Raw genomic sequence first — 22,280 nt, forward strand, 5'->3', positions numbered from 1 at the left:
TTTTTTCAATTATTCATTACCAATGCATAATTATTGAATATTTATGCATTATAACTCCTTGTTTTAACGAAAAAAATCACCAAATCCGCTAAATCCCCCGATCTGGCATGCTAACTGCTCTACACTAATTATCAAATGGCATGTATTTTAACTACTCATTAACATTTACTCCCCGTTTAGGGGCTGCAAATGCGGCATATATAGCGAAATACCGATTTTATGTAACAGGATTGTTTCTGAATAAGCGGCGGTAAGGAGAATTATCGTCGGTCAGGAAACGCTCGATATAAGACGGTTTTTTTGCCTTGAGCATAACTTGCGGCGCCAGAACGGCCCTTACAGCCAAAATTCAGCTTTTGCTGACGTTATGAGGTCAATATGGAACAGCCAATCGCAGTTACCCGCCAGTCTTTCGATGACTGGATGATCCCGGTTTACGCCCCTGCTGATTTTATTCTGGTGCGGGGAGAAGGTTCACAGGTCTGGGATCAGCAGGGCAAATCCTATATCGATTTCGCCGGGGGGATTGCCGTCAATGCATTGGGCCATGCCCACCCGCAGGTGAAAGCCGCTTTGATCGACCAGGCAGGCAAACTCTGGCATTTGGGCAATGGTTACACCAACGAACCGGTGTTACGCCTGGCAAAACAGCTGATTGACGCCACCTTTGCCGACAAGGTCTTTTTCTGTAACTCCGGTGCGGAAGCCAACGAAGCGGCACTGAAACTGGCACGCAAGTACGCACTGGATAACAGCGGCAGCGAAAAGAACCAGATCGTGGCGTTCAATAACGCCTTCCATGGCCGCACCCTGTTTACCGTTTCGGCCGGTGGCCAGCCAAAGTATTCGCAAGATTTTGCCCCACTGCCTGGTGGCATAACCCATTCACCGTTTAACGATCTGGCGGCAGCGGCAGAAGCGATCAACGAACGCACCTGTGCGGTGATCGTTGAGCCCATCCAGGGTGAAGGCGGCGTCTTGCCTGCTGACCGGCAGTTCCTGCAAGGGCTGCGTGAACTGTGCGATCGCCATGGTGCGCTGCTGATCTTTGATGAAGTGCAAACCGGTGTGGGCCGCACCGGCCACCTTTATTCCTATATGAGTTATGGCGTATTGCCGGACGTGTTGACCACGGCCAAAGCGCTGGGTGGCGGTTTCCCAATCGGCGCGATGATCACCACCGACAAACTGGCGAAAACCCTGGGCGTTGGCACCCATGGCACGACCTACGGCGGCAACCCGCTGGCGACGGCGGTTGCCGCCGCGGTGTTCTCGCTGATCAACACCCCAGAGGTGCTGGATGGCGTGAAACTGCGCCATCAGTGGTTTATCGACGGGCTGAATAAAATCAACCAGCAGTACCCGATATTCAGTGAGATACGCGGGGCGGGGCTGTTGATTGGTTGCGTCTTGAACAAGGATTTTGCGGGTAAGGCCAAGCAAATTACCCAACTGGCCAACGAGGAGGGGGTGATTGCCCTGATCGCTGGCCCGGATGTGGTGCGCTTCACGCCTTCATTGATCATCCCAGAACAGGATGTGAAAGAAGGGCTGGCGCGTTTTGCGCGTGCTGTAGCGCGGATTTGTAGCTAATCAAGGCGGCTGCGCCCGGTGCGCAGCCGATGACTTTCGAGGTTCGCATTATGATTATTATCCGCCCTATAGAGCGTCGTGACTTGGCTGACTTGCTGACGCTCGCCGGTAAATCCGGTATCGGTCTCACTTCCTTGCCGCAAAATGAAGACACCTTGTCGGCACGCATTGAGCGGGCGTTAAAAACCTGGCAAGGCGAACTGCCGAAAAGCGATCAGTGCTATTTATTTGTCATGGAGGATACCGAGCGCCAGCAGGTGGTTGGCGTAAGCGCAATCGAAGTCGCCGTTGGACTGACCGAACCCTGGTACAGCTTCCGGGTTGGCACCCAGGTTCATGCTTCAAAGCAGCTTAACGTCTACAAATCGGTGCCAACGCTGTTTTTAAGCAACGATCATACCGGGCATTCGGAGCTGTGTACGCTGTTCCTTGACCCTGACTATCGTTATGGCGAGAACGGCAAATTGTTGTCGAAGGTGCGTTTTCTGTTTATGGCGGCGTTTCGCCAGCATTTCTCCCGCAAAGTGATCGCAGAAATGCGTGGATTTTCCGATGAGGAAGGGCGCTCCCCCTTCTGGGAAAGCGTTGGCCGCCACTTCTTTTCTATCGAGTTCGCCAAGGCGGACTATCTCAGCGGCACCGGACAAAAGGCCTTTATCGCTGAGCTGATGCCCAAGCACCCGCTGTATGTCGATTTCCTTGCCGAAGATGCCCAGAAGGTGATCGGCGAAGTTCACCCGCAGACCGCACCGGCGCGTAAGGTGCTGGAATCTGAAGGGCTGCGCTATCAGGGCTATGTCGACATCTTTGACGGTGGCCCGACGCTGGAGGCGGAGATCGACGAAATCCGTGCGGTCAAACGCAGCAAACTGGTGAAGGTGGTGCTGGACGATACGATGGTGAACACCACTGGGCCAGCCTACCTGGTGGCTAACGATAACTATCAGCATTATCGCGCACTGCTGGTGCATGCCGAACTGCATGACGACCGGCTGCGGATTAATGCCGAAACGGCAGCGGCGCTGGGCGTCGAACAGGGTTGCCCGGTGCGGGTAATCAAGCTTATTGCTCAGGAGAAAGTGTAATGTCGCATCCTGCATTGTTAATTAACGGCGTCTGGCTGGCAGGCCAGGGCGCAGAGTTCAGCAAAACCGATCCGGTGGATAACCAACCGCTGTGGCAGGCCAATGCGGCCAATCATATCGACGTGGCGGCGGCCTGTGCGGCAGCGCGCGGGGCTTTCCCTGCCTGGGCACGTATGCCGTTTGAACAGCGTGAACAACGGGTAAAGCGTTTTGCCGCGTTATTGGAAGAGCACAAACAATCTCTGGCCGAGACCATCAGCCGCGAAACCAGTAAACCCCGCTGGGAAACCTTGACCGAAGTGCAGGCGATGATCGGCAAAGTGGGTATTTCGCTGCAAGCCTATCAGGCGCGTACCGGGGTGACAGAAACCGCGATGGCCGACGGTGTTTCGGTGCTGCGCCACCGGCCACATGGCGTGCTGGCGGTATTTGGCCCTTATAACTTCCCCGGGCATCTGCCTAATGGCCATATCGTGCCGGCGTTACTGGCGGGGAATTGTCTGGTATTCAAACCTAGCGAACTGACACCTTTAACGGCGGAAATGACCTTGAAGCTGTGGCAGCAGGCCGGTTTGCCTGACGGGGTCATCAACCTGGTTCAAGGGGGCGTGACACCGGAGAGGCGTTGGCGGCCAGTGCTGATATTGATGGGCTGCTGTTTACCGGCAGCGCCGGGACTGGCTATCAGTTGCACCGCCAACTGGCTGGCCAGCCAGAAAAGATCCTGGCGCTGGAGATGGGCGGTAACAATGCCCTGATTGTTGAACAGATAGAGGACCTGGATGCGGCGGTGAATCTGGCAATCCAATCGGCGTTTATCTCTGCCGGGCAGCGTTGCACCTGCTCACGCCGTATTCTGGTGAAGCGCGGGGCAGAAGGTGACATGTTTATTGAACGTCTGGTCCAGGTGGCTGATGGGCTGCGTGTTGGCCGTTGGGATGCGGAGCCGCAGCCGTTTATGGGCGGGGTGATCTCCTCTGCGGCGGCGGAAAAAATGTTGGCGGCTCAGCACCATCTGTTGGCATTAGGGGCTAAGTCTCTGCTCACCATGAAACAGCTTGAGAGTGGCAGCGCATTATTGAGCCCTGGCATTCTCGATGTGACCGGCGTGGCAGACGTGCCGGACGAAGAGTATTTTGGCCCGTTGACTACCATCATCCGCTACGACGATTTTGCTCAGGCGCTGCGTATCGCCAATGACACGCGCTATGGCTTGTCCGTTGGGCTGGTCTCCCCGCACCGGACGCAGTTCGAACAGCTGTTGCTGGAAGCACGCGCCGGTATCGTCAACTGGAACAAACCCTTGACCGGCGCTTCCAGCGCGGCACCTTTGGTGGTGTGGGGGCTTCTGGCAACCACCGGCCAAGCGCTTACTATGCGGCGGATTATTGCGCATGGCCGATGGCTTCGCTGGAAAGCGCCAGCCTGACATTGCCAGCTAACCTATCGCCTGGCCTGTCGTTTAATTGAGCTTTGGGAACGGATTAACGTTCTGGGCTGACCCCGATGAGATATCGCCATGTCGCTCCCTCTCCCTGGGAGAGGGGGCGGGAGAACGCACCCGCGGCGGCATTAGCCATTCGGCAATCTACAGGAGAAAAAAATGTCGGGATATGAAGTCAATTTCGATGGGCTGGTTGGCCTGACGCATCACTATGCCGGGTTGTCTTTTGGTAATGAGGCTTCTACTCAGCACCGTAACCGCCAGTCTAACCCTAAACTGGCGGCCAAACAGGGGCTGCTGAAAATGAAAGCGCTGGCGGATATGGGGTTTCAGCAGGGCGTATTGCCGCCCCAGGAGCGCCCTCATATCCCTATGCTGCGCAAGTTGGGCTTCAGTGGCTCAGATGAGAACGTGCTGGCGCAGGCGATGCGGACTTCACCACGCCTGCTTTCTGCGTTGAGTTCTGCTTCTTCAATGTGGACGGCCAACGCCGCAACGGTTTCACCTTCGGCAGACAGCAAGGATGGCAAAGTGCATTTCACCGCCGCCAACCTGAATAACAAATTCCATCGTGCGATAGAAGCTGAGACCACTTCTGCCGTGTTACGTGCCATTTTCAATCATCAACAGTATTTTACCCATCATGATGCCTTGCCCCAGGTGGCTCTGTTTGGTGATGAGGGGGCTGCGAACCACAACCGCCTCGGTGGGGATTACGCCAAGCGCGGCGTGCAGGTGTTTGTCTACGGCAAGCAGGAGTTTGGTGGGGAAAATGCTCCTGCACGCTACCCGGCTCGCCAAACGCGCGAAGCCAGTGAGGCAATCGCCCGTCTGCATCAGTTGAACGAGCAGCAGACGGTATTTCTGCAACAAAACCCTGCAGTTATCGATCAGGGGGTCTTTCATAATGACGTGATTGCCGTCAGTAACCAGCAGGTGTTGTTCCATCATCAGCAGGCATTCCTGCATCCGCAGCAGGGGCTGGATCAGCTTCGCCGCAAGATGGCCCAGGTGGAAGCGGAATTGGTGGCGATAGAGGTGCCGACTTTGCGTGTCAGCGTTGCGGATGCGGTGGCAACCTACCTGTTTAACAGCCAGATCCTGACCAAGCCTGACAGCAAGATGATGATTGTGGTGCCGGAGGAGTCTCGTCAGCATCAGGGCGTGTGGCAGTATCTGTCGGAAATGGTTGCCAGCGGTGGCCCGATTGATGAAATCAAGGTGTTTGACCTGCGCGAGAGTATGCGTAACGGTGGCGGCCCGGCTTGCCTGCGTTTGCGGGTAGCCATGAACGAGCCTGAGTTAAGGGCGGTGAATCCAAGGGTGATGATGAACGATGCGCTGTTTATCACGCTCAATGAGTGGGTTGATCGCTATTATCGCGATTGCCTGACGCAAGACGATCTGGCTGATCCGCAGTTACTGCGTGAAGGGCGGGAGGCGCTGGATGCGTTGACATCTATTCTCGGGCTGGGCTCTGTCTACCCGTTCCAGCAGTAATTGGGGGCAACGATGATGGATTTATTAGCCCAGACGTTAGCAGGAACCCCACCGGCTCAGGCCAGCGGGGAAAACGCCATGCTGCGTTGGCAATGGTTGGGGGAAGGGCTGCTGGAGATCTGCCCGCAGCACGGATATCAGCAGGCTGTAGTCATTTCTGCCGGGATCCACGGTAATGAGACGGCTCCAATCGAGCTGCTTAACCAGTTAGTGGCGCAGATACTCGCCGGTACAAGACCCCTCGCAGTACGTTTGCTGATAATTTTGGGCAATCCACCGGCGATGCGTGCTGATAAGCGTTATCTGACCAGCGACATGAACCGTATGTTCGGTGGGCGCCATAGTCAATTTTCGCCCAGTGGTGAAACGGCTCGGGCGCAGCAACTGGAACAGGTGGTCAGTGCTTTCTTTACCGGGGAGCGGGCAGCCCGCTTTCATTACGACCTGCATACCGCGATCCGCAGTTCACATTTATCGCGTTTTGCGCTTCTGCCATTCCAACCGCGAATCTACAGCGCAGAAATGCTGGCGTTACTGGATGCCGCCGGATTGGATGCCATTGTGATCCATCAGGCGCCGGGTGGCACATTCAGCCATTTCTCCAGTGAATATCAGCAGGCGGCCAGTTGCACCCTTGAGTTGGGTAAGGCCCGCTCGTTCGGCCACAACGATCTGCAACAGTTTAGCGGCATCAACAGGGCGCTACAGGCACTGGTCAGCGGGGAGCCGTTACCTGAACGTGAGCCGCAGTTACCGATTCGTCTGTTCCGCGTTGAGAAATCACTGATTAAACGCAGTGAAGCATTCAAACTCTTTTTAAGTGATGACACCGCCAATTTTACTCCGTTTCCGCAGGGCACTCTATTGTGTGAGCAACCGGACGAAAGTTACCAGGTGCAGCATACAAGTGAATGGATCCTGTTCCCCAACCCCCATGTTGCTGTTGGTTTACGAGCGGGCATGATGTTGACAGAAGTGCCACGCAGCACCCTGTTCTAAACATTATTTTAAATCAACCACGCTATGCCACGGGTACCTTAACCCGTGGCAGGTATTTTTATTTTTGAATTAAATAGACAATTTATTTTATGGATTCGTGGGGTGTTAATATTGGAACACCACGCGGTTATATATAAGAGGAATCTGTTTAGGACAAAAAAATAGAGACTGATGGCGCATGGTTAGATAAAAATGTGAAATAAGTAACTTTATTACAAAGCCTGCTAACTATGTGCTAATCCTAATCTGTCGGCAAATCACAAAAAAGCACCTAATCATCGCCCCTGGGAAGGGTCTCACCCGAAATGATTAGCGGAATTTCTTAAATTATCAAGAAAATCAGCAAATTAAGAAAAAAGCTTATTGAATTATTTTGTTACAATTAAACATGATTTCTACGTTATGTTTCTTGAACTTTTCTATTTCAAGTTTTTATTCTGAATGGTAATGTCGCATGGCTCCTTATTAGGGACTTTATAAAATATTAAATGATAAAAATCATAGCCCAAATCATAAATTGGGCGTGACCCGCGTTTTTTAATTATATAACTAGGAAATAAATGATGAAACGCAGTGTATTAGCCCTAGCGGTTGTTCTCGGTGCCGTCTCCTCGCTTGCCAGTGCGGCCGAAATCTATAATAAAGACGGCAATAAACTCGACCTGTATGGCCGTGTTAATGGTAAACACTTATTCAGTGACAACAAATCCGCCGATGGTGATGGGAGCTATGTGCGGTTTGGCTTTAAAGGCGAGACGCAGATCAACGACCAACTGAACGGTTATGGTCAGTGGGAATATAACATTCAGGCCAATAAAACTGAAGGTGGCACCGATGCCACTGACGGCACTAAAACCCGTCTGGGCTTCGCCGGTCTGAAATTCGCCAACTACGGTTCCTTTGACTATGGTCGCAACTATGGTGTGCTTTACGACGTAGAGTCGTTTACCGATATGTTGCCGGAGTTTGGTGGTGATACTTACAGCGTCACAGATAACTTTATGACTCAGCGTGCTACCGGCCTGGCTACCTACCGTAACCGCGACTTCTTCGGTCTGGTCGATGGCCTGAATGTGGCATTGCAGTATCAGGGTAAGAACGAAGCCAGCTCCCGTAACTTGCAACGGCAAAACGGTGATGGCTATGGCATGTCTGTGAATTATCAGGACATCGGCGGTAGCGGCATCGGTGCTGCGGCAGCGTTCTCTGACTCTAACCGTACTCGAGGCCAGAAAGAGGGCACTTATGGTAAAGGCGATAGCGCCACGGGCTGGACCGTTGGCCTGAAGTATGACGCCAACCAGCTTTACCTGGCTACAATGTACGCAGAAACCCGCAATATGACGCCAATTAAAGTTAATGGCACATCAGGTTTCGCCAACAAGACGCAAAACTTTGAAGTAGTCGCACAATACCAGTTTGAAAACGGCCTGCGCCCCTCTCTGGCTTACCTGCAGTCCAAGGGTAAAGACATTGAAGGCATTGGCGATGTCGATCTGGTGAAATATATCGATATCGGTGCTACTTATTATTTCAACAAAAACATGTACACCTACGTTGATTACAAAATCAACCAACTGAATGACGATAACAAGTTGAAACTTAACACCGATAACGTTGTTGCCGCCAGCTTGACCTATCGCTTCTAAGCCAAGTCAATTACCTCACTCCTGTGTCGGGATAGGTGATCCAAAGGTAGGCAGGGCATAAGCTCTGCCTTCTTTTCGATTTAAAAGGGGGCATACTCGTTGGCAGGGATCCAGAAGCCGTCGATAAAATGCTCTATGGGGTAACAGCCAGCATGACGCAGCCGTTGCTCCTTCATCACTACCAGGCATTGATGCTCATCACGCAGCACATCGACGACGATGTCGGCACATCCGCCGTCCAGATAGCAAACAAACATCACTAAAGCATACATAACTTTTCGCATCCTCCATTTACGCCCAACATGACTATTGTAGGTAAAACTGCGCCAATTTCAGCGTATTCATGCAATGAGTTGCTAGTTTTGTAGCCGGAAATAGCATTTTCAGATTTATGGCATTGTTTTATCGGTCCCGGTGGGTTGAAGATCCGTTGGTACTGCTAAGATTATCAAGTCTTAAAACATTCTAACTTTCTAGCCATACCAACCATCAATAGGAGTGAATATGGGATTGTTTAACTTCGTTAAAGACGCTGGTGAAAAACTATGGGATACGGTCACCGGTAACACCGATCAAAGTGCCAAACTAAAGGGACACCTGGATAAAAGTGGCTTACCAGATACGGACAAGGTTGATGTGCAGGTTGTTGATGGCAAAGCGGTGGTAACAGGGGATGGCATCAGCCAGGAATTGAAAGAGAAGATCCTGGTGGCCGTGGGCAACGTAGCTGGTATCAGCGGCGTGGAAGATAACGTTGTGGTTGCCCAGACGGAAGCGGAAAGCCGCTTTTATACCGTCAAGAAGGGCGATACCCTGAGTGCCGTTGCCAAAGAGATGTATGGCAATGCCAATCAGTACAACAAGATTTTTGAAGCCAACAAGCCGATGCTGAGCAGCCCGGATAAAATCTATCCTGGACAGGTGCTGCGTATACCTCAATAATTATGACAAGGCTTGATGCCTAGCCCGATAACGTTCGGGCTTTTTATTGCTAAGAAATAAATTGGCATGATGAAAAATAGTATTTAATAAATTTTATGAATGCTTTGTACATTTGCTCCTTCCGCTGGCTCAAGGAGTATTGACCCTGTTGCGGAAAGTTGTTAGCGTCTTGCCTCGCAGAAAAATCTTAGTGTATGCGTGTGCAAAATCTGACAGACTTTGTTTATTCCTTCCCCACGAAAACGTTCGTGCGTGATGAGAACATGGATGTTGTGAAAAAACAGCGCGGCTCTACACAAGACAGAAAATACCGGGAAACCCTGGGTGATGCGCATTTTGCCGTCACGGTGCTGGTGATTACAGCATGCACATTGATTATTTTGATTTTGTCGATCACTCTGTGGGTGACTTGACGCAGCTTTCCTCAGGAGAAAATATGGAACACAATCCGCACAACGAAACTAAGCTCATCGCGGTGATCGGTTTGTTAATCTCTGTGTTGCTTGTAGTATCAACCTTATTTAGCATTACATATTTCTCTGATTTTCAACATATTAACAAAGAAATTGAACTGAAAAGCTGCTACAACCCCAACGCTTAAGGATTTAGCCCCGCAGGGCTGAGGTCGTGGTAAATACGTTGAGGCCGTTCTTGGCTCTCCGTGAATGTCGATTTTATGTATTCATTATTTTTATTTAATAAACACCATTCATTATAATTAAGAATTATTACATAAACGTAATTATACCGTTAATAAAATAGTGTTATTTAACCCGTATGGGGAACTGTCGAAAATATTAAAGCGCGTGCTAAAATAAGACTAATCTGAACGGGTGGGCTAGCCTGTTCATCGCCCGAACCAATGAGGTGATTATGAGCCACTTACTCTCTCATGCAAGATTATCCCACGTTGTGATCGCCACGGCGGTGTTCTGGGTTTCACTTGCTGCAGTGCTGGTGATAGTCTTCAGTTAACGCTTGATAATGAATAAAGAACCCGCTTAAGGCGGGTTTTTTTACGCCTGAGGATTATGCAAAACCGCTCAGGCCATTTTCTGGTGAATGATATGCAGCGGAGGGTCGATATGCAGGTCGACACTGAGATCCTGGCGGAAATCATAGGGAGTGATGTTAAAACGCTTTCTGAACATGTAAGTAAAGTGCGATTGGGAACCAAAGCCGAAATCCAGGGCGATATCAAAGATGGAAGCATCACTGCTGCGCAATTGGTACACCGCTCCGGCGAGGCGACGCTCGCGGATGTATTTGCCCAGCGAGATCCCCGTCGCTTCTTTGAACAATTTCTGCATATGCCACAAAGAGTAGCCTGAGTATTCGGCCAACTCTTCGAGATGGATCACTCGTCCGAGATGAGTTTCTACCCACTTACTGAGGGCGCAGACTATTGAGAGGTGATGTTCTTGTATCAATAAATTTACCCAATGGATTTTGTTGTTTAGCCGGAACGCAAAAATTCGACAAGCTTGTTTAGCCTACCTTACAGCTCGCGGGTTGTCACCCCAGAGCGGGTCAAAGCGGTATGGTTTCGACTTTCGCCATCAGGCGATTAGCCAGCCGGGTAATTTCAGTTTCGTCGTCAGGAATAAACCCCATAGTGATCGCCATCCCCAGCAGGATATGGTCTTTGCTGAAAATGGGGCAGGCAATAGCCCTGGCTCCAGGGATCCCCTCGGTGACGCTGTAGCGGACGGCATAACCCTGGTGACGTATCCGTTCGAGCTCTGTGGCATCAAGCTGTGGCGTTATTGATGTATCAAATGCCTGATAAGCGTAGCCTGCCGCGCTGGCATTTATCGGTACCGGAGAGTTTTCGAGGTAGTCGATATCGATATTTTTATGGCTGCGATTGTAGCGCGTCATCAAGATGCTGTTGCCTTGCCGAATCACCCAGCCGGTGGAGTAATTCAGTTCATCGCGTAGCTCGCACAAGGCATTATTGATTATCGTAGCCAATGTCTGTTGCTTACCCGCCACGGCCGCCAATGCCAATAGTTTACTGCCAAGGGAATAGCGGCTGGTTTCTTGCTCCTGATACAGCATCTGGCTGCGGCACAGTGACACCAGATATTTATGCAGCCGGCTTTTTGATAACCCGCTGTGTTTGGCGATATCCGAAGCGCGGGCGTTCCCCCTAGCGCAGTGACGCTCTCAAGCACCGATACGGCGATATCGACCGAATTTACCCCTTGAACTTCAGACATTTTCCTTACCCTACTGGCCATTACTTCAATTCGATCACTTTACCAGCTTAGCGCTTCCGATGCCCTCCCTATCCTCCCTCAGTCAAAACGTTCAGATGCCGTCGATGATCTTTTTATAGCTATTTAGAGTTAATTTGATCTTTTTCAATTCACCATTAGTTGACCTGGTTTATTTATAGTTAACCCATAGGGTGTAACCAACAAGAGAAAAACTATGAAAGAACTGACTTCGCTGCAACTTAAACGGCGTACCTTGCTGAAAGGGCTTGGCGTTGTGGGTTTGGCGTCATTGTCACATTGCGCCTTTGCACTAACACCAGAACAACCAGAACCGCTACGCCGTATCCGCCTCAAGCTGACGGATTACCAAACCTTCCGTTCCACCTGTGCCATGGAGTGTCTGCATTGCAACCTGACCGCTTACGTCTATCAGAAAAAGTTGATTAAGATCGAGGCCAGTAAAGACTTCAACGTGAAATGCTGCCTGCGGGGCATCAGCCGAACCAAATGGGTCTATCACCAGCAGCGGGTCACCACGCCGTTGTTGCGTGTTGGTAAAAAAGGGGAGGGTAAATTCGAACCGATCAGTTGGCAGCAGGCGCTGGATTTAATCGAAAAAAATATCCGTACCACCCTTAAAGAGCAGGGGAATGAAGGCCTGCTGTTGTCAACACATGCCGGTAACATGGATTCGATCAAAAATGACATGGGTAAAGCGTTCTTTGATTACCTAGGCGGATCGGTGAAACAGGCTGGGTCGTTATGCTGCTCTGCGGTCACGGCGGCCATGATGCCAATGGTTGGCCTGCGTTATGCCGATACGCGCGATACCATTGCCGACAGTCGTTTGATTATCTGCTGGGGAAATAACCCGGCGGTTACCATGCAGGCGTATTTCAAAAACTACCTTAAGGCGCAGGATCGCGGTGCTCGCCTGGTGGTGATTGATCCACGCTTTAATGAAACGGCGGCCAAAGCGGACGAGTGGATCCCGATTGTGCCGGGTACGGATACGGCTTTGGCGCTCGGGATGATAAAGATCATTATCGAAGAGCAACTGATTGATGCAGATTTCCTGCGCCAGCATACCGGGGCCGTGTATCTGGTCGATGGTAATAACCAGTTGATGCGCGCTGATGCCAATGATGCCGACAGCTACCTAGTTTATGACTGTACCAGCCAGAGCCTGACTCGCCACGATAAACCAGGGATAACGCCAGCGTTATTCCAGCATCAACTCCCTGAAAATAGCGCTTATCATACAGTTTTTGAATCGGTTTATCGGCAAGCGGCCTCTTGGACGCTCGATCGGGTTGCGGAGGAAACCGAAATCCCGCCTGGCACTATTCTACGTTTGGCCAGGGACTATGGCACAACGGCACCGGCGATGATCGTTCAGAACATGTCTGGTGCCCAACGCACTGAATTTGGTACCTATGTTGCCGCCAGCCAATTCTATCTGGCATTGCTCACCGGTAATATCGGCAAACGCGGGGCAGGGATTTGCGACGCGGGCGGAGCACGTCAAATGGCGAAGTTTGGGCCAATTATCCCGCCACCGGAAAAGGTGAAAAAATCACCCCGATCCCGGTTTCCAAGGTGGGCGAGTGGGTGGCCAATGATCGGCCTTACCCGATTAAGGTTTGGTGGATCATGACCATGGGCGTTATGACACAACTGCCCAATACCAATATGGTCAGAAAAGCGCTGGAGAAGGTTCCTTTTGTGGTGGTGGCGGATAATTTAATGAGCTCCACTGCGCTTTACGCCGATTTAGTGCTGCCAGTGACCACGATTTTTGAAGATGTCAGCCTGATGGCGGGTGTGCGCAGCCATTATGTGCAACTGATGGAAAAAGCGGTCGAGCCCCTGGCGAAGCGAAGCCGGACTACTGGATCTTTGCGCGCCTGGCAGAGCGCTTTGGCTTTGGGGAGGTATTCAACCAACCGATTGAGCACTATATCAATGCCTGCCTGAAAGATTCCGGTATTACCTTGGAACAGCTTAAGCAAGGGCCGGTGCTGCCGGTCAGCGGTGACTGGATCCCGTTTGAAAACGGTGTGTTCCGTACTTCAACCCGTAAGGCGCATCTGTTTATTGAAGAGTGGCAAAAGAAAGACTTCTCGCCGGTGGTGTCCTATATGCGGGTTAATGAATCACCGAAAGGCTCACCCGAGCTGGCAAAAAAATACCCACTGATGGCGGTCCAGCGCAAGCTGGCGCGCAGTATTCACTCCAGCCACGGGATGAATGAATGGATCCTCGAGGTCCAACGCAATAAGCCAAATGTCATGATCCATCCGCAAGATGCGCGGCAACGGCAAATCAGGCACGGGGAATGGGTCAGCGTGTTTAATGAACGAGGGGAACATCGGGCAATCGCCGTGGTGACTACACATATCAAGCGTGGGGTGGTTTCACTGGATAATGGCTGGTGGGAACAGCAAGGGGGAAGCAGCAGCCATGTTACCAATGACGCGGTTGAAAAACTGGGCACCGGGCATTGTTGTAACAGCACCCTGGTTGATGTACGGCGGGGGGATAAAGTATGACCAAACAATATGGTTTTCTAATCGATATCAAGCGTTGTTATGGGTGTAAAACCTGCTCGATGGCCTGCAAGTCAGAGAATCAAACTCCCCCGGCGTTTTATGGCGGCGTGTGCGGGAATATGAGACCGATGGTCCGAATAGCGAAGGTTTTATTTCGATGTCCTGCAACCACTGCGATGATCCGCAGTGCATGAAGGTTTGCCCGGCGGGCACCTATCATAAGCGCCCCGACGGCATCGTGGTGCAGGATCATGAGAAATGCATTGGTTGCCGTATGTGCATCATGGCCTGCCCGTATAACGCCCCGGTGTTTGATCCCCATGAAGGCAAAACCAGCAAATGCAATATGTGTGCTGAACGTCTGGATGAGGGGTTGCTGCCGCGCTGTGTGCTTTCATGCCCGGCTGGGGTGCTGAAATTTGGCGATATTAATGAGTTAAGAAAAATTCACACCACGGACTGGGCGGTGCTGGAGGCTCGTTATCATATGCCAGACCACCGTATCAGCGGCCCGAACGTGGTCATTATTCCAGCGGATAAATAACAGGGGTGATGCGATGAATGAATATGAATTGCCGTTGGTATTTTTTACCGTGCTGTGTCAATGGGGGATTGGGGGCATTATCGCGCTGACCCTTTACCGCTTGCGGCCAGCCAGGGCAGATGAACAGCGGATGTCTGCCAATCAGTTGAAATACCTGGTGCTGGGGTTATGGCTGGTGGAAGTGGTTGGATCCATTTTGTCGATGTTACACCTTGGCCAACCTTTTGGTGCTTATCGCGCCGTTCAGGGGCTGCCACACTCCTGGTTAAGCCGTGAAGTGATCGCCTTTATCCTGGTGAATGCCAGTCTGTTTATGCTGCTGGCGGTATGCTGGCTGCGGCCACAGAAGGCATCCTGGCTCACTACCTTGAGTATGGTGACATCGGTCCTGGGGATCGCCGCAATTTTGGTATCGGCACAAATTTATTACCAAATGGTCAGCCACCCGCTTTGGCATACGCCAATGACGCAACTGGCTTTTCTGAGCACTGCATTACTGTTGGGCTTCAGTACCTTGGGGATCTATTTGAGCTGTTGCGGCTTAGCCATTACGGCAACGGTGCGTTATGGCATCCTGGCGGGTTGCGTGTTGCTGATGGCAACGCTGGCCGGGCGCTACCAGATTGTTGGGGCCAGTGCCCAAGGCGTTATGCTCTGGTGGCAACTGATTGGCAGCATTTTGGTAGGGGTCGTGTTGTTTGCGCTTTTGAGCTTGCGCACGCGGCTGGCTCCTTTAATGGCCGTATTGGCCGGGCTGGCATTAGTGTCAGGTGAAGTGGTGGGACGTATGCTGTTTTACCACAACGTCATGAGCCAATTTCCCTGGTTCTGATTAAGTTGAACGGCCTGGCTGTAATGCCAGGCCGGCAGCATATCAGAAAAAGCTTTAACGGATGACTTGCCAGCTTTCGGAGAAACCGGCTAATCTGAAATTGCCCGCTTCCGCAGATCCAACGTGATCTCGGGCCCAAATGTAATGAGCCAGAATATACCCTATGAATTTTGAGTTGCAGCCAGGGGCGCCCAGCTCACCACTGACTTGAGTCAGTGACTGGGAGGGGTACAGGTAGCCACGCGGCAGCTTGAAAGGCGACGGGTAGAGAGAGTCAACCGTAACAACGTCATGTTGATGGGGTGATCGCATGTTAATTACAGTGATTATTACTCTTTTTGTAATCGTGGGTGTCGCTGCTTTTATGGCAATGCCAGTGATGATGGTGAATAACACACAAGGTGTGGGAGGTGAAGAGCCGTGAAAGTTGAGAATAACCATGTTAACCCAAGATAACCGCAACTGATGATGACGGGCCCGACAAGAGGGCACGTCGTCATACTCCACTGACCAGGAAAATTTCTGAACGGTCTGCAACAAATCCGCCCGAAACGATAAATCACCGCATGAAGTGATAACGCATACTAAGCTAACTAACTGAAGGAATTAAAATTAGCTGAAGGAATCCCATTATGCTGAATATTAATCGTCATCAACTTTTATCCCTTCAAGATAACTTCCTGAAAAAACAAAGAACGCCTCTGTTAATAACCGCTGCCTTATTGTTGTTGGGGGGCTCCTTTGCCTGATCAATCCTTTTGCCTCGGGTGTGGCCCTGAGCGTAGTCATTGGTGCCTTTTTCCTGCTGAGTGGTCTGGCGCTGATCGTCGAGATGTTCATTCACCGGGTGCAAAATACCTGGCCCCTGATCGGTGGGGTACTGCTGGGTATCGCCTATCTCATTCTCGGTTATGTGTTTATCACGAACCCGACAGTGGGTATTCTGGCCTTGGCCGTTTATCTCGCGGTGCTGTTTGCCTTGGGGGCGTTGCCCGCCTGGTTGTCGCCTTAAACTGGCGCTGGCAAGGGGGCGGTTGGTTACAGGGCATTATTGGCGTGCTAGATCTGGTCATTGCCGCGATACTGATAGTTGCGGGTCCGGAGGGGACTGTAACGTTGGTAACGGCGATCGTCGGCATCGAAATGCTGGTTAGCGCTTTCAGTCTGTTCCAGGTGGCTAACCTGCTCAAGCCAACTCGCTAAATCTTGGCTTTCTTCTTTCGTTAAGGGTAATGAGAATAACACTATGGAATTCAAGGATTACTACGCGATCCTAGAGGTGAAACCCTCTGATGATATCAAGGCCATCAAAACGGCCTATCGCCGATTGGCGCGCAAGTATCACCCCGATGTCAGTACCGAAGCCAATGCCGAAGCGCGGTTTAAAGATGTGGCCGAAGCCTATGAAGTGCTGAAAGACAGCGAACGCCGGGCGGAATATGACGAGTTGCGGCAGCATCGCCATGATCCCAATTTCGGGCGCCGGGCTCAGCGCCAACAAAGCGGCGATGCGGAGGATTTTTCCGATATCTTTTCCTCCATGTTTGGCCAGGGCAGGCGTGGCCGCCAGCAACATGCTGCCCGCGGGCAGGATGTAGAGATCGGGGTGGCGATGTTCCTGGAGGAAACGCTCAGTGAGCAGACCCGTACCCTGAGCTATAAAGTGCCGGTGTACAACGTTTTTGGCCAGGTTGAAAGCGAGATCCCCAAAACCCTCAACGTGAAAATCCCGGCCGGGGTAACCGATGGCGAACGTATCCGGGTTAAAGGCCAGGGCGTCCCGGGCGTTGGTGGTGGGGCCAATGGCGATCTGTACCTGATTATCCAGCTTGCCCCACACCCGTTATTTGAAGTGATTGGTCAGGATCTGGAGATTGTTCTGCCGTTGGCTCCTTGGGAAGCGGCGCTGGGGACCAAGGTTTCGCTGCCAACGTTGTCAGACAGCATTCTGCTGACCATTCCGGCAGGTAGCCAGACCGGGCAGCGGCTGCGAGTCAAAGGAAAGGGGCTGGTCAGTAAGAAAGAAACCGGCAATCTGTATGCGGTGATCAAGGTGGTCATGCCGCCAAAACCCGACGACAGCAGTGCTGCGCTGTGGCAACAACTGGCCGAAGCGAACAAGGCTTTTGATCCCCGCACCTTATGGAGTAAAGCATAATGGCTAAGTTACAGATAACTCTTACCATTACCGAGTTTTGCCTGAGTACCGGGGTGAGCGAAGCTGAACTGATCGAGGTTGTCGGGCTCGGGGTTATTCAGCCCCGCGATCCGCAGGCGGATAGCTGGCTGTTTGATGACGGCGCTCTGGCAGCGTTTAATCGCGCCCAGCGCCTGCAACGCGAACTGGCCCTGGATTGGCCCGGTATCGCCGTGGCGCTGACGCTGCTGGAAGAGATTGATCAGTTGCGTAAGGAAAACAGCCAGTTACGTCATCGTCTTGAGCGCTTTATTGCTCAGTAATTGGCGGGGTCTGGAGGGGCGTTTTCAATTGACGCCCCTGTGATGGCGTATGCAGCTGCGGCTTCTGAGCGCTAAACGTTTTTGCGCTCGACGGTTTCTTCGCCCCAGAATAACTGGTCCGCATCGGTTTTACTGAACGCCAGTTGCAGGGCTTCGTCGCTGCCTTCTTCCCAGATTTTTTGCGCTAGAATCTCATCATTTTTCGCCAGTTCAAAAATGGCTTCGGCAATTTCGACGGAGGTTTCACGTACTGTCGCCCAAGATTTCACATTGTGATTCGCCATAACTTCTCTCCTGTTGCGTTTGACCCAGTGGTTCAGTATAGGCCAATTTTTGCGATGCTTTTTGCAAGCGATGCGCATTATTGGCCGCTTGCGCAAAGTGCTGTGCGGCATGGTATTCTGTGCCGCGTATGAATCAAGAAGGAAATTATTATGTCTGACATACTGAGCAACGATCAGGAGCTGGTGTCCGATCTGGTTGCCTGCCAACTGGTCATCAAGCAACTCCTCGATGTGATCGACGTCATTGCGCCGACAGAAGTACGGGACAAGATGGCCAACCAACTCAAGAGTATCGATTTCTCCAGCCACCCGGCAGGGGCCGATCCGATCACCAGGCGGGCGATTGAAAAAGCGATCGCGCTGATTGAGATGAAGTTTGACCGCCAGTGATCTCTCTCGCCGCCGCTTTGCGGCGGTTTTCTCTGTCAGAGCGTTAGTCTACCGTGGTTTCAATCTTCTTCAGCAGTGGGCAATCTGCCACCCCAATCACGCCGTTATTACCATGCAGATATTGCGCAGTAACCACGTTGCGTGCCGTCAGATATTGGCACTGTAATCCCAACCCACCCACATTCTTCTCACTGCCCACCAGCACCCCATAACCAGAAAACAGCCATGCAGCATACAAAACAGCCAACACCACTAGCCATTTAACCCATTTACCCATAAATCCCCCTTGTTATCATCTCGGGTGATTTCGCCACGGAAAAGCGCAGGGGGCAAGGGCAACACTCCTAAAGGCACACCAATATGTCGGGATTCTAAACGGCTGGTTAAACTCTGTTTAGGTTGGCTATGATAGCATCGGAATTATGTTAACAAGATAATGATAAGGTTGCTAAGGTTTGGGGCGAAATAAAATCCTGGCATTGGTGGGAACGTTAGCGGCCTGCCTGATTTTCTATCTGCTTGCCCTTGACAGTTATTGCGATCAAGGTGGCCGGTTTGCGCTCGGTATCTGCGCGATCACACGTTTTGTCCCCTGGTGACGAAATAACAATTTTGCGCAAACCTGCCCTTGGTCTGGGCGAGAATGCTACTATGGCGCTTCGGTTTATGCAGTTGAGTAGATAGGGTTGTTCATGTTTGATTTAACTTATGGCCTGACCGGCCTGATTTCGGTTGCCGTGGTGGTGTTGGCCGCATTATTTGGCCTGTGGATTTGGTTTCTGGTGAACCGTGCCAGCGTGCGTGCCAATGAACAGATCCAACTCTTGCAGGAGATTGCCGAGCAACAGCGTCAGCAGACCGCGCTACTGAAAGCGATGCTGCAAAACGCCCGTGGGGAAGTGGCTCCGATTGATGATGACCTCAGTCCGGCATTGAGTTATAAAGGTTTTATCCCTGAGCGTTAACCGCTCACCTCATTTGGTGAGAAGGTAAAGGACACGTCGATTATCTCAGTTTCAGTTTTAATCGAATCACCTTCTCACCATTCCCCTCAGAAGAACACCATGTCTTGATAGGGCTTTTCACGACATGCGGCCAAACGGCTCGCCAGATTGCCACAGTGGATCTCCAGCGCATGTTGATCGGGGTCGGTAAAATAGAGCGATTCCCCCTCACTGCCGTTATCTTTCCACTCACTGATACCATATTCACGCAGGCGTACCGCGAGAGCCGCAAAATTCTCCGGGGCCACGCTGAAAGCGTAATGCGTGTAATCCTGGCGTGTTTGCCCTTGCCGGGCATCGTCCAGCGATAGACACAGCCACAACTCACCCAGAACCAGATAGGCCCCTTGCCGCCAGAGCGCTTTTGGAGAAAAGCCCAGCACGTTTACATAGAAATTGAAACTGAGCTCCAGGTTACTAACGGCGAGCGTCAGATGATTGAGTCCAAGCAACATGTTGGTCATTCCGTTCTCAATGGAAAGTAAAGTGTAATCAGGCCGATACCGATAATGGGAAAAGCCCGTTGGGCTGTCATAAATCTGTCGTATTAGCGTCGTAATGTAGCGCCAACATTACGCAAGATGGATACAACCCATGATCAAATGGTATGAAGAAAGCGACGCCGAAGTAAACCGCAGTATTGCACTGATCACCGGAGAGAATCCGGATAAATGGTATCCCTATGGCGGAGTTAAGGGGAAAGATTACTGTAAAAACCCAACAGATGCCTGGCCGATAATCTGCGCTAATAAAATCAGCCTCAACGCCATCCGCCAGGACGACAACCCGCAATGGCAGGCCAGCATAACTACCCAGCAAGGGGAATGGCAGGCCGGAAGCCATAGCCCGTTGCGCGCCGCGATGATCTGTTTTTTGTTAAGTCAGCAAGCGCAATAAATCATTTGTTCATCTACAATTTTAATGCCTTACCTTTTGATGGCCTGTTAATGCTTCCTCTATTCTGACAACGGAACTGTCGCTGACGGAGACTGTTTATGAAACGCATTATTAAAGGTGATACCAATCTCTCCCACTTAGTGATTGCCCATGCGGCGATCGATCATCATGCAAAAAGCTTTGGGCTACGCCGGCAGGGCTGGCCCTCAACCTACCTGATCGAATACCACAATGACCGTGTGGCGGTGGAGGTGATCACACGCCGCCAGTCCTATGTCGCCACGCTGATGATCGGCGCACGTAACCTCAGTAAACTGTGTGGAATGCCTGCCTGAATAGTGCTTGTCTGAACCTCCAATCCTCCTTGAAAATCTGGCCCGGCAGGTCATTGCCGGGCGCTAATCCTTGATGCTGACGGGGTTAAGTGTTAAAAAGCCGCCCGCAGAGTCATTTATAGATTGGCGATATTCTGCGCATTGGTGCGGGATGTTCAGCCAGACGAGGATAAAATGGGCGGTCAGCTTCAGGATACCCCGCTGAAACGCGGGTTAAAAAACAGACATATACAACTTATCGCCCTGGGTGGCGCCATTGGTACCGGCTTGTTCCTTGGTATTGCTCAAACGATCAAAATGGCAGGGCCCTCGGTATTGCTGGGGTACGCTATCGGTGGATTTATCGCCTTTTTGATTATGCGCCAGTTGGGGGAGATGGTGGTGGAGGAGCCCGTGGCGGGTTCCTTTAGTCATTTCGCTTATAAATACTGGGGGGACTTTGCCGGTTTTCTTTCTGGCTGGAACTATTGGGCGATGTTTATCCTGGTAGGCATGGCGGAACTGACTGCCGTTGGGATTTATATCCAATACTGGTGGCCCGAAATTCCTACCTGGATGTCGGCGGCGCTGTTCTTTGTGGTCATCAATCTGGTCAATCTGGTGAACGTTCGTCTGTACGGCGAAACCGAGTTCTGGTTTGCCATCATCAAAGTGGTGGCGATCCTGGGCATGATCGTGTTTGGCGCTTATCTGTTAGCCAGCGGCAACGGTGGCCCGCAAGCCAGTATCAGCAACCTGTGGCAGCAGGGCGGCTTTATGCCTCACGGCATCGGCGGTTTGGTGATGGCGATGGCGGTGATCATGTTCTCGTTCGGTGGCCTGGAAATGGTTGGCATTACTGCGGCAGAAGCGGCCGACCCGCGTCGTAGTATTCCCAAGGCGACCAACCAGGTGGTTTACCGTATTCTGATTTTTTATATCGGTTCGTTGACGGTGCTTCTGTCGCTCTACCCATGGGTTAACGTGGTGGAGGGCGGTAGCCCGTTTGTGATGATCTTCCACGCGCTCAACAGTAATCTGGTGGCAACCATCCTTAACGTCGTGGTGCTCACGGCGGCGCTGTCGGTCTACAATAGCGGCGTGTATTGCAACAGCCGGATGCTGTTTGGCCTGGCGACGCAGGGTAATGCGCCGAAAGCGCTGACCAGGGTTAACCAACGCGGTGTGCCGGTATTGTCGATTGCGCTGTCGGCGCTGGCGACCTCTGTCGGTGTCCTGATTAACTACGTGATGCCCGGCAAGGCCTTTGAATTGCTGATGGCGCTGGTGGTCTCTACGTTGGTGATTAACTGGGTGATGATCTGTATGGCGCACCTGAAATTCCGTGCGGCAAAGAATCGCCAGGGAGTGATCACCAGTTTCCGTGCGCTATGGTATCCCTTTGGTAACTATCTGTGCCTGGCATTTCTGGCCGCGATCCTGGTTATCATGTATTTCAGCGAAGGGATCCGGATTTCCGTGCTTTTGATGCCGGTGTGGATCCTGCTGCTGTGGGTAGGGTTTGCCCTGACGCGCCGCAAAGGGGCCATTGGCAATAAAAAGTAATGT

General features: G+C 51.7%; 22 protein-coding genes and 4 pseudogenes. 20 read left to right on the forward strand and 6 right to left on the reverse strand.

Going from position 1 to position 22,280, the window contains the following annotated elements; genetic code table 11:
- Positions 1-378 precede the first annotated feature (378 nt).
- From ACQ86O_RS16600 to ompC, 6 genes and pseudogenes are all read left to right on the forward strand, one after another.
- Positions 379-1,593: an aspartate aminotransferase family protein gene (locus tag ACQ86O_RS16600; protein ID WP_431222022.1), complete on the forward strand. Its 1,215-nt coding sequence runs from the start codon at positions 379-381 to the stop codon at positions 1,591-1,593.
- A gap of 50 nt (positions 1,594-1,643) precedes the next feature.
- A complete protein-coding gene (gene astA / locus ACQ86O_RS16605; RefSeq protein WP_431225753.1) occupies positions 1,644-2,678 on the forward strand; it encodes an arginine N-succinyltransferase in 1,035 nt (344 codons plus the stop codon).
- Positions 2,678-4,148, forward strand: a pseudogene (gene astD / locus ACQ86O_RS16610) (succinylglutamate-semialdehyde dehydrogenase). The gene astA and the pseudogene astD overlap by 1 nt, the downstream one beginning before the upstream one ends.
- Positions 4,149-4,281: 133 nt before the next feature.
- Positions 4,282-5,622: an N-succinylarginine dihydrolase gene (gene astB, locus ACQ86O_RS16615; protein WP_431222023.1), complete on the forward strand. Its 1,341-nt coding sequence runs from the start codon at positions 4,282-4,284 to the stop codon at positions 5,620-5,622.
- A 12-nt stretch (positions 5,623-5,634) separates the two neighbouring features.
- On the forward strand, positions 5,635-6,621 hold the full coding sequence (gene astE / locus ACQ86O_RS16620) for a succinylglutamate desuccinylase (RefSeq protein WP_431222024.1): 987 nt from the start codon (positions 5,635-5,637) through the stop codon (positions 6,619-6,621).
- 560 nt (positions 6,622-7,181) lie between these two features.
- Positions 7,182-8,270, forward strand: a complete 1,089-nt coding sequence (ompC, locus tag ACQ86O_RS16625) for a porin OmpC (protein WP_431222025.1) — start codon at positions 7,182-7,184, stop codon at positions 8,268-8,270.
- Between the two features lie 80 nt (positions 8,271-8,350).
- On the opposite strand, the gene ACQ86O_RS16630 is transcribed toward ompC, so the two are convergent.
- The gene (locus ACQ86O_RS16630) at positions 8,351-8,542 is read right to left on the reverse strand and encodes a YebW family protein (RefSeq protein ID WP_431222026.1); all 192 of its coding nucleotides are present in this window, start codon (positions 8,540-8,542) and stop codon (positions 8,351-8,353) included.
- Between the two features lie 232 nt (positions 8,543-8,774).
- On the opposite strand from ACQ86O_RS16630, the gene lysM reads away from it, so the two are divergent.
- Both lysM and ACQ86O_RS16640 read left to right on the forward strand, forming a co-directional pair.
- On the forward strand, positions 8,775-9,212 hold the full coding sequence (lysM, locus tag ACQ86O_RS16635; protein ID WP_431222027.1) for a peptidoglycan-binding protein LysM: 438 nt from the start codon (positions 8,775-8,777) through the stop codon (positions 9,210-9,212).
- A gap of 194 nt (positions 9,213-9,406) precedes the next feature.
- Positions 9,407-9,625 (forward strand): hypothetical protein, encoded by a 219-nt coding sequence (locus ACQ86O_RS16640; protein ID WP_431222028.1) that lies wholly within the window; start codon positions 9,407-9,409, stop codon positions 9,623-9,625.
- A 630-nt stretch (positions 9,626-10,255) separates the two neighbouring features.
- Here ACQ86O_RS16640 and ACQ86O_RS16645 read toward each other — a convergent pair.
- Positions 10,256-10,642 carry a helix-turn-helix domain-containing protein gene (locus ACQ86O_RS16645; protein WP_431222029.1) on the reverse strand — a complete coding sequence of 129 codons (387 nt, stop codon included), beginning with the start codon at positions 10,640-10,642 and terminating at the stop codon, positions 10,256-10,258.
- Positions 10,643-10,742: 100 nt separating this feature from the next.
- Entirely contained in the window at positions 10,743-11,294 is a 552-nt protein-coding gene (locus ACQ86O_RS16650; RefSeq protein WP_431222030.1) for an IclR family transcriptional regulator, read from the reverse strand.
- A gap of 354 nt (positions 11,295-11,648) precedes the next feature.
- Between ACQ86O_RS16650 and ACQ86O_RS16655 the strand changes: the two are divergent.
- From ACQ86O_RS16655 to cbpM, 6 genes and pseudogenes are all read left to right on the forward strand, one after another.
- Positions 11,649-13,986: pseudogene (locus ACQ86O_RS16655) on the forward strand (molybdopterin-containing oxidoreductase family protein).
- Positions 13,983-14,530, forward strand: a pseudogene (locus ACQ86O_RS16660) (4Fe-4S dicluster domain-containing protein). The pseudogenes ACQ86O_RS16655 and ACQ86O_RS16660 overlap by 4 nt, the downstream one beginning before the upstream one ends.
- A 13-nt stretch (positions 14,531-14,543) precedes the next feature.
- Positions 14,544-15,362: a dimethyl sulfoxide reductase anchor subunit family protein gene (locus ACQ86O_RS16665; protein WP_431222031.1), complete on the forward strand. Its 819-nt coding sequence runs from the start codon at positions 14,544-14,546 to the stop codon at positions 15,360-15,362.
- A gap of 632 nt (positions 15,363-15,994) precedes the next feature.
- A pseudogene (locus ACQ86O_RS16670) lies at positions 15,995-16,565 on the forward strand (HdeD family acid-resistance protein).
- Positions 16,566-16,608: 43 nt separating this feature from the next.
- The gene (cbpA, locus tag ACQ86O_RS16675) at positions 16,609-17,520 is read left to right on the forward strand and encodes a curved DNA-binding protein (RefSeq protein WP_431222032.1); all 912 of its coding nucleotides are present in this window, start codon (positions 16,609-16,611) and stop codon (positions 17,518-17,520) included.
- The gene (cbpM, locus tag ACQ86O_RS16680; RefSeq protein WP_431222033.1) at positions 17,520-17,822 is read left to right on the forward strand and encodes a chaperone modulator CbpM; all 303 of its coding nucleotides are present in this window, start codon (positions 17,520-17,522) and stop codon (positions 17,820-17,822) included. Before cbpA ends, cbpM begins: the two co-directional genes overlap by 1 nt.
- 71 nt (positions 17,823-17,893) lie before the next feature.
- On the opposite strand, the gene ACQ86O_RS16685 is transcribed toward cbpM, so the two are convergent.
- Complete coding sequence (locus ACQ86O_RS16685) at positions 17,894-18,106, reverse strand: YccJ family protein (RefSeq protein WP_431222034.1); 213 nt, start codon at positions 18,104-18,106, stop codon at positions 17,894-17,896.
- Between the two features lie 150 nt (positions 18,107-18,256).
- Here ACQ86O_RS16685 and ACQ86O_RS16690 point away from each other — a divergent pair, with 150 nt between their 5' ends.
- Positions 18,257-18,496: a DUF2766 family protein gene (locus ACQ86O_RS16690; protein ID WP_431222035.1), complete on the forward strand. Its 240-nt coding sequence runs from the start codon at positions 18,257-18,259 to the stop codon at positions 18,494-18,496.
- 43 nt (positions 18,497-18,539) lie between these two features.
- Here the strand turns inward: ACQ86O_RS16690 and ACQ86O_RS16695 are convergent, their stop codons facing one another.
- Complete coding sequence (locus ACQ86O_RS16695) at positions 18,540-18,773, reverse strand: YobH family protein (RefSeq protein ID WP_431222036.1); 234 nt, start codon at positions 18,771-18,773, stop codon at positions 18,540-18,542.
- A gap of 178 nt (positions 18,774-18,951) precedes the next feature.
- Between ACQ86O_RS16695 and ACQ86O_RS16700 the strand changes: the two genes are divergently transcribed.
- Together ACQ86O_RS16700 and ACQ86O_RS16705 are read left to right on the forward strand one after the other, a co-directional pair.
- Positions 18,952-19,095: a PhoP/PhoQ regulator MgrB gene (locus tag ACQ86O_RS16700; protein ID WP_431222037.1), complete on the forward strand. Its 144-nt coding sequence runs from the start codon at positions 18,952-18,954 to the stop codon at positions 19,093-19,095.
- A 93-nt stretch (positions 19,096-19,188) separates the two neighbouring features.
- Positions 19,189-19,461 carry a YebO family protein gene (locus ACQ86O_RS16705; RefSeq protein WP_431222038.1) on the forward strand — a complete coding sequence of 91 codons (273 nt, stop codon included), beginning with the start codon at positions 19,189-19,191 and terminating at the stop codon, positions 19,459-19,461.
- 86 nt (positions 19,462-19,547) lie between these two features.
- On the opposite strand, the gene ACQ86O_RS16710 is transcribed toward ACQ86O_RS16705, so the two are convergent.
- Positions 19,548-19,955 carry a VOC family protein gene (locus ACQ86O_RS16710; RefSeq protein ID WP_431225754.1) on the reverse strand — a complete coding sequence of 136 codons (408 nt, stop codon included), beginning with the start codon at positions 19,953-19,955 and terminating at the stop codon, positions 19,548-19,550.
- A 139-nt stretch (positions 19,956-20,094) separates the two neighbouring features.
- Here ACQ86O_RS16710 and ACQ86O_RS16715 point away from each other — a divergent pair, with 139 nt between their 5' ends.
- The 3 genes from ACQ86O_RS16715 to ACQ86O_RS16725 all read left to right on the forward strand — a co-directional run bounded on the left by ACQ86O_RS16715 (position 20,095) and on the right by ACQ86O_RS16725 (position 22,277).
- Complete coding sequence (locus tag ACQ86O_RS16715; RefSeq protein WP_431222039.1) at positions 20,095-20,397, forward strand: phage protein NinX family protein; 303 nt, start codon at positions 20,095-20,097, stop codon at positions 20,395-20,397.
- 98 nt (positions 20,398-20,495) lie between these two features.
- The gene (locus ACQ86O_RS16720; protein ID WP_431222040.1) at positions 20,496-20,732 is read left to right on the forward strand and encodes a DUF4060 family protein; all 237 of its coding nucleotides are present in this window, start codon (positions 20,496-20,498) and stop codon (positions 20,730-20,732) included.
- A gap of 174 nt (positions 20,733-20,906) precedes the next feature.
- Entirely contained in the window at positions 20,907-22,277 is a 1,371-nt protein-coding gene (locus ACQ86O_RS16725; RefSeq protein ID WP_431222041.1) for an amino acid permease, read from the forward strand.
- The last annotated feature ends 3 nt before the right edge of the window (positions 22,278-22,280 follow it).

The sequence above is a fragment of the Serratia sp. L9 genome, assembly GCF_050632285.1.
Classification (GTDB): domain Bacteria; phylum Pseudomonadota; class Gammaproteobacteria; order Enterobacterales; family Enterobacteriaceae; genus Chania.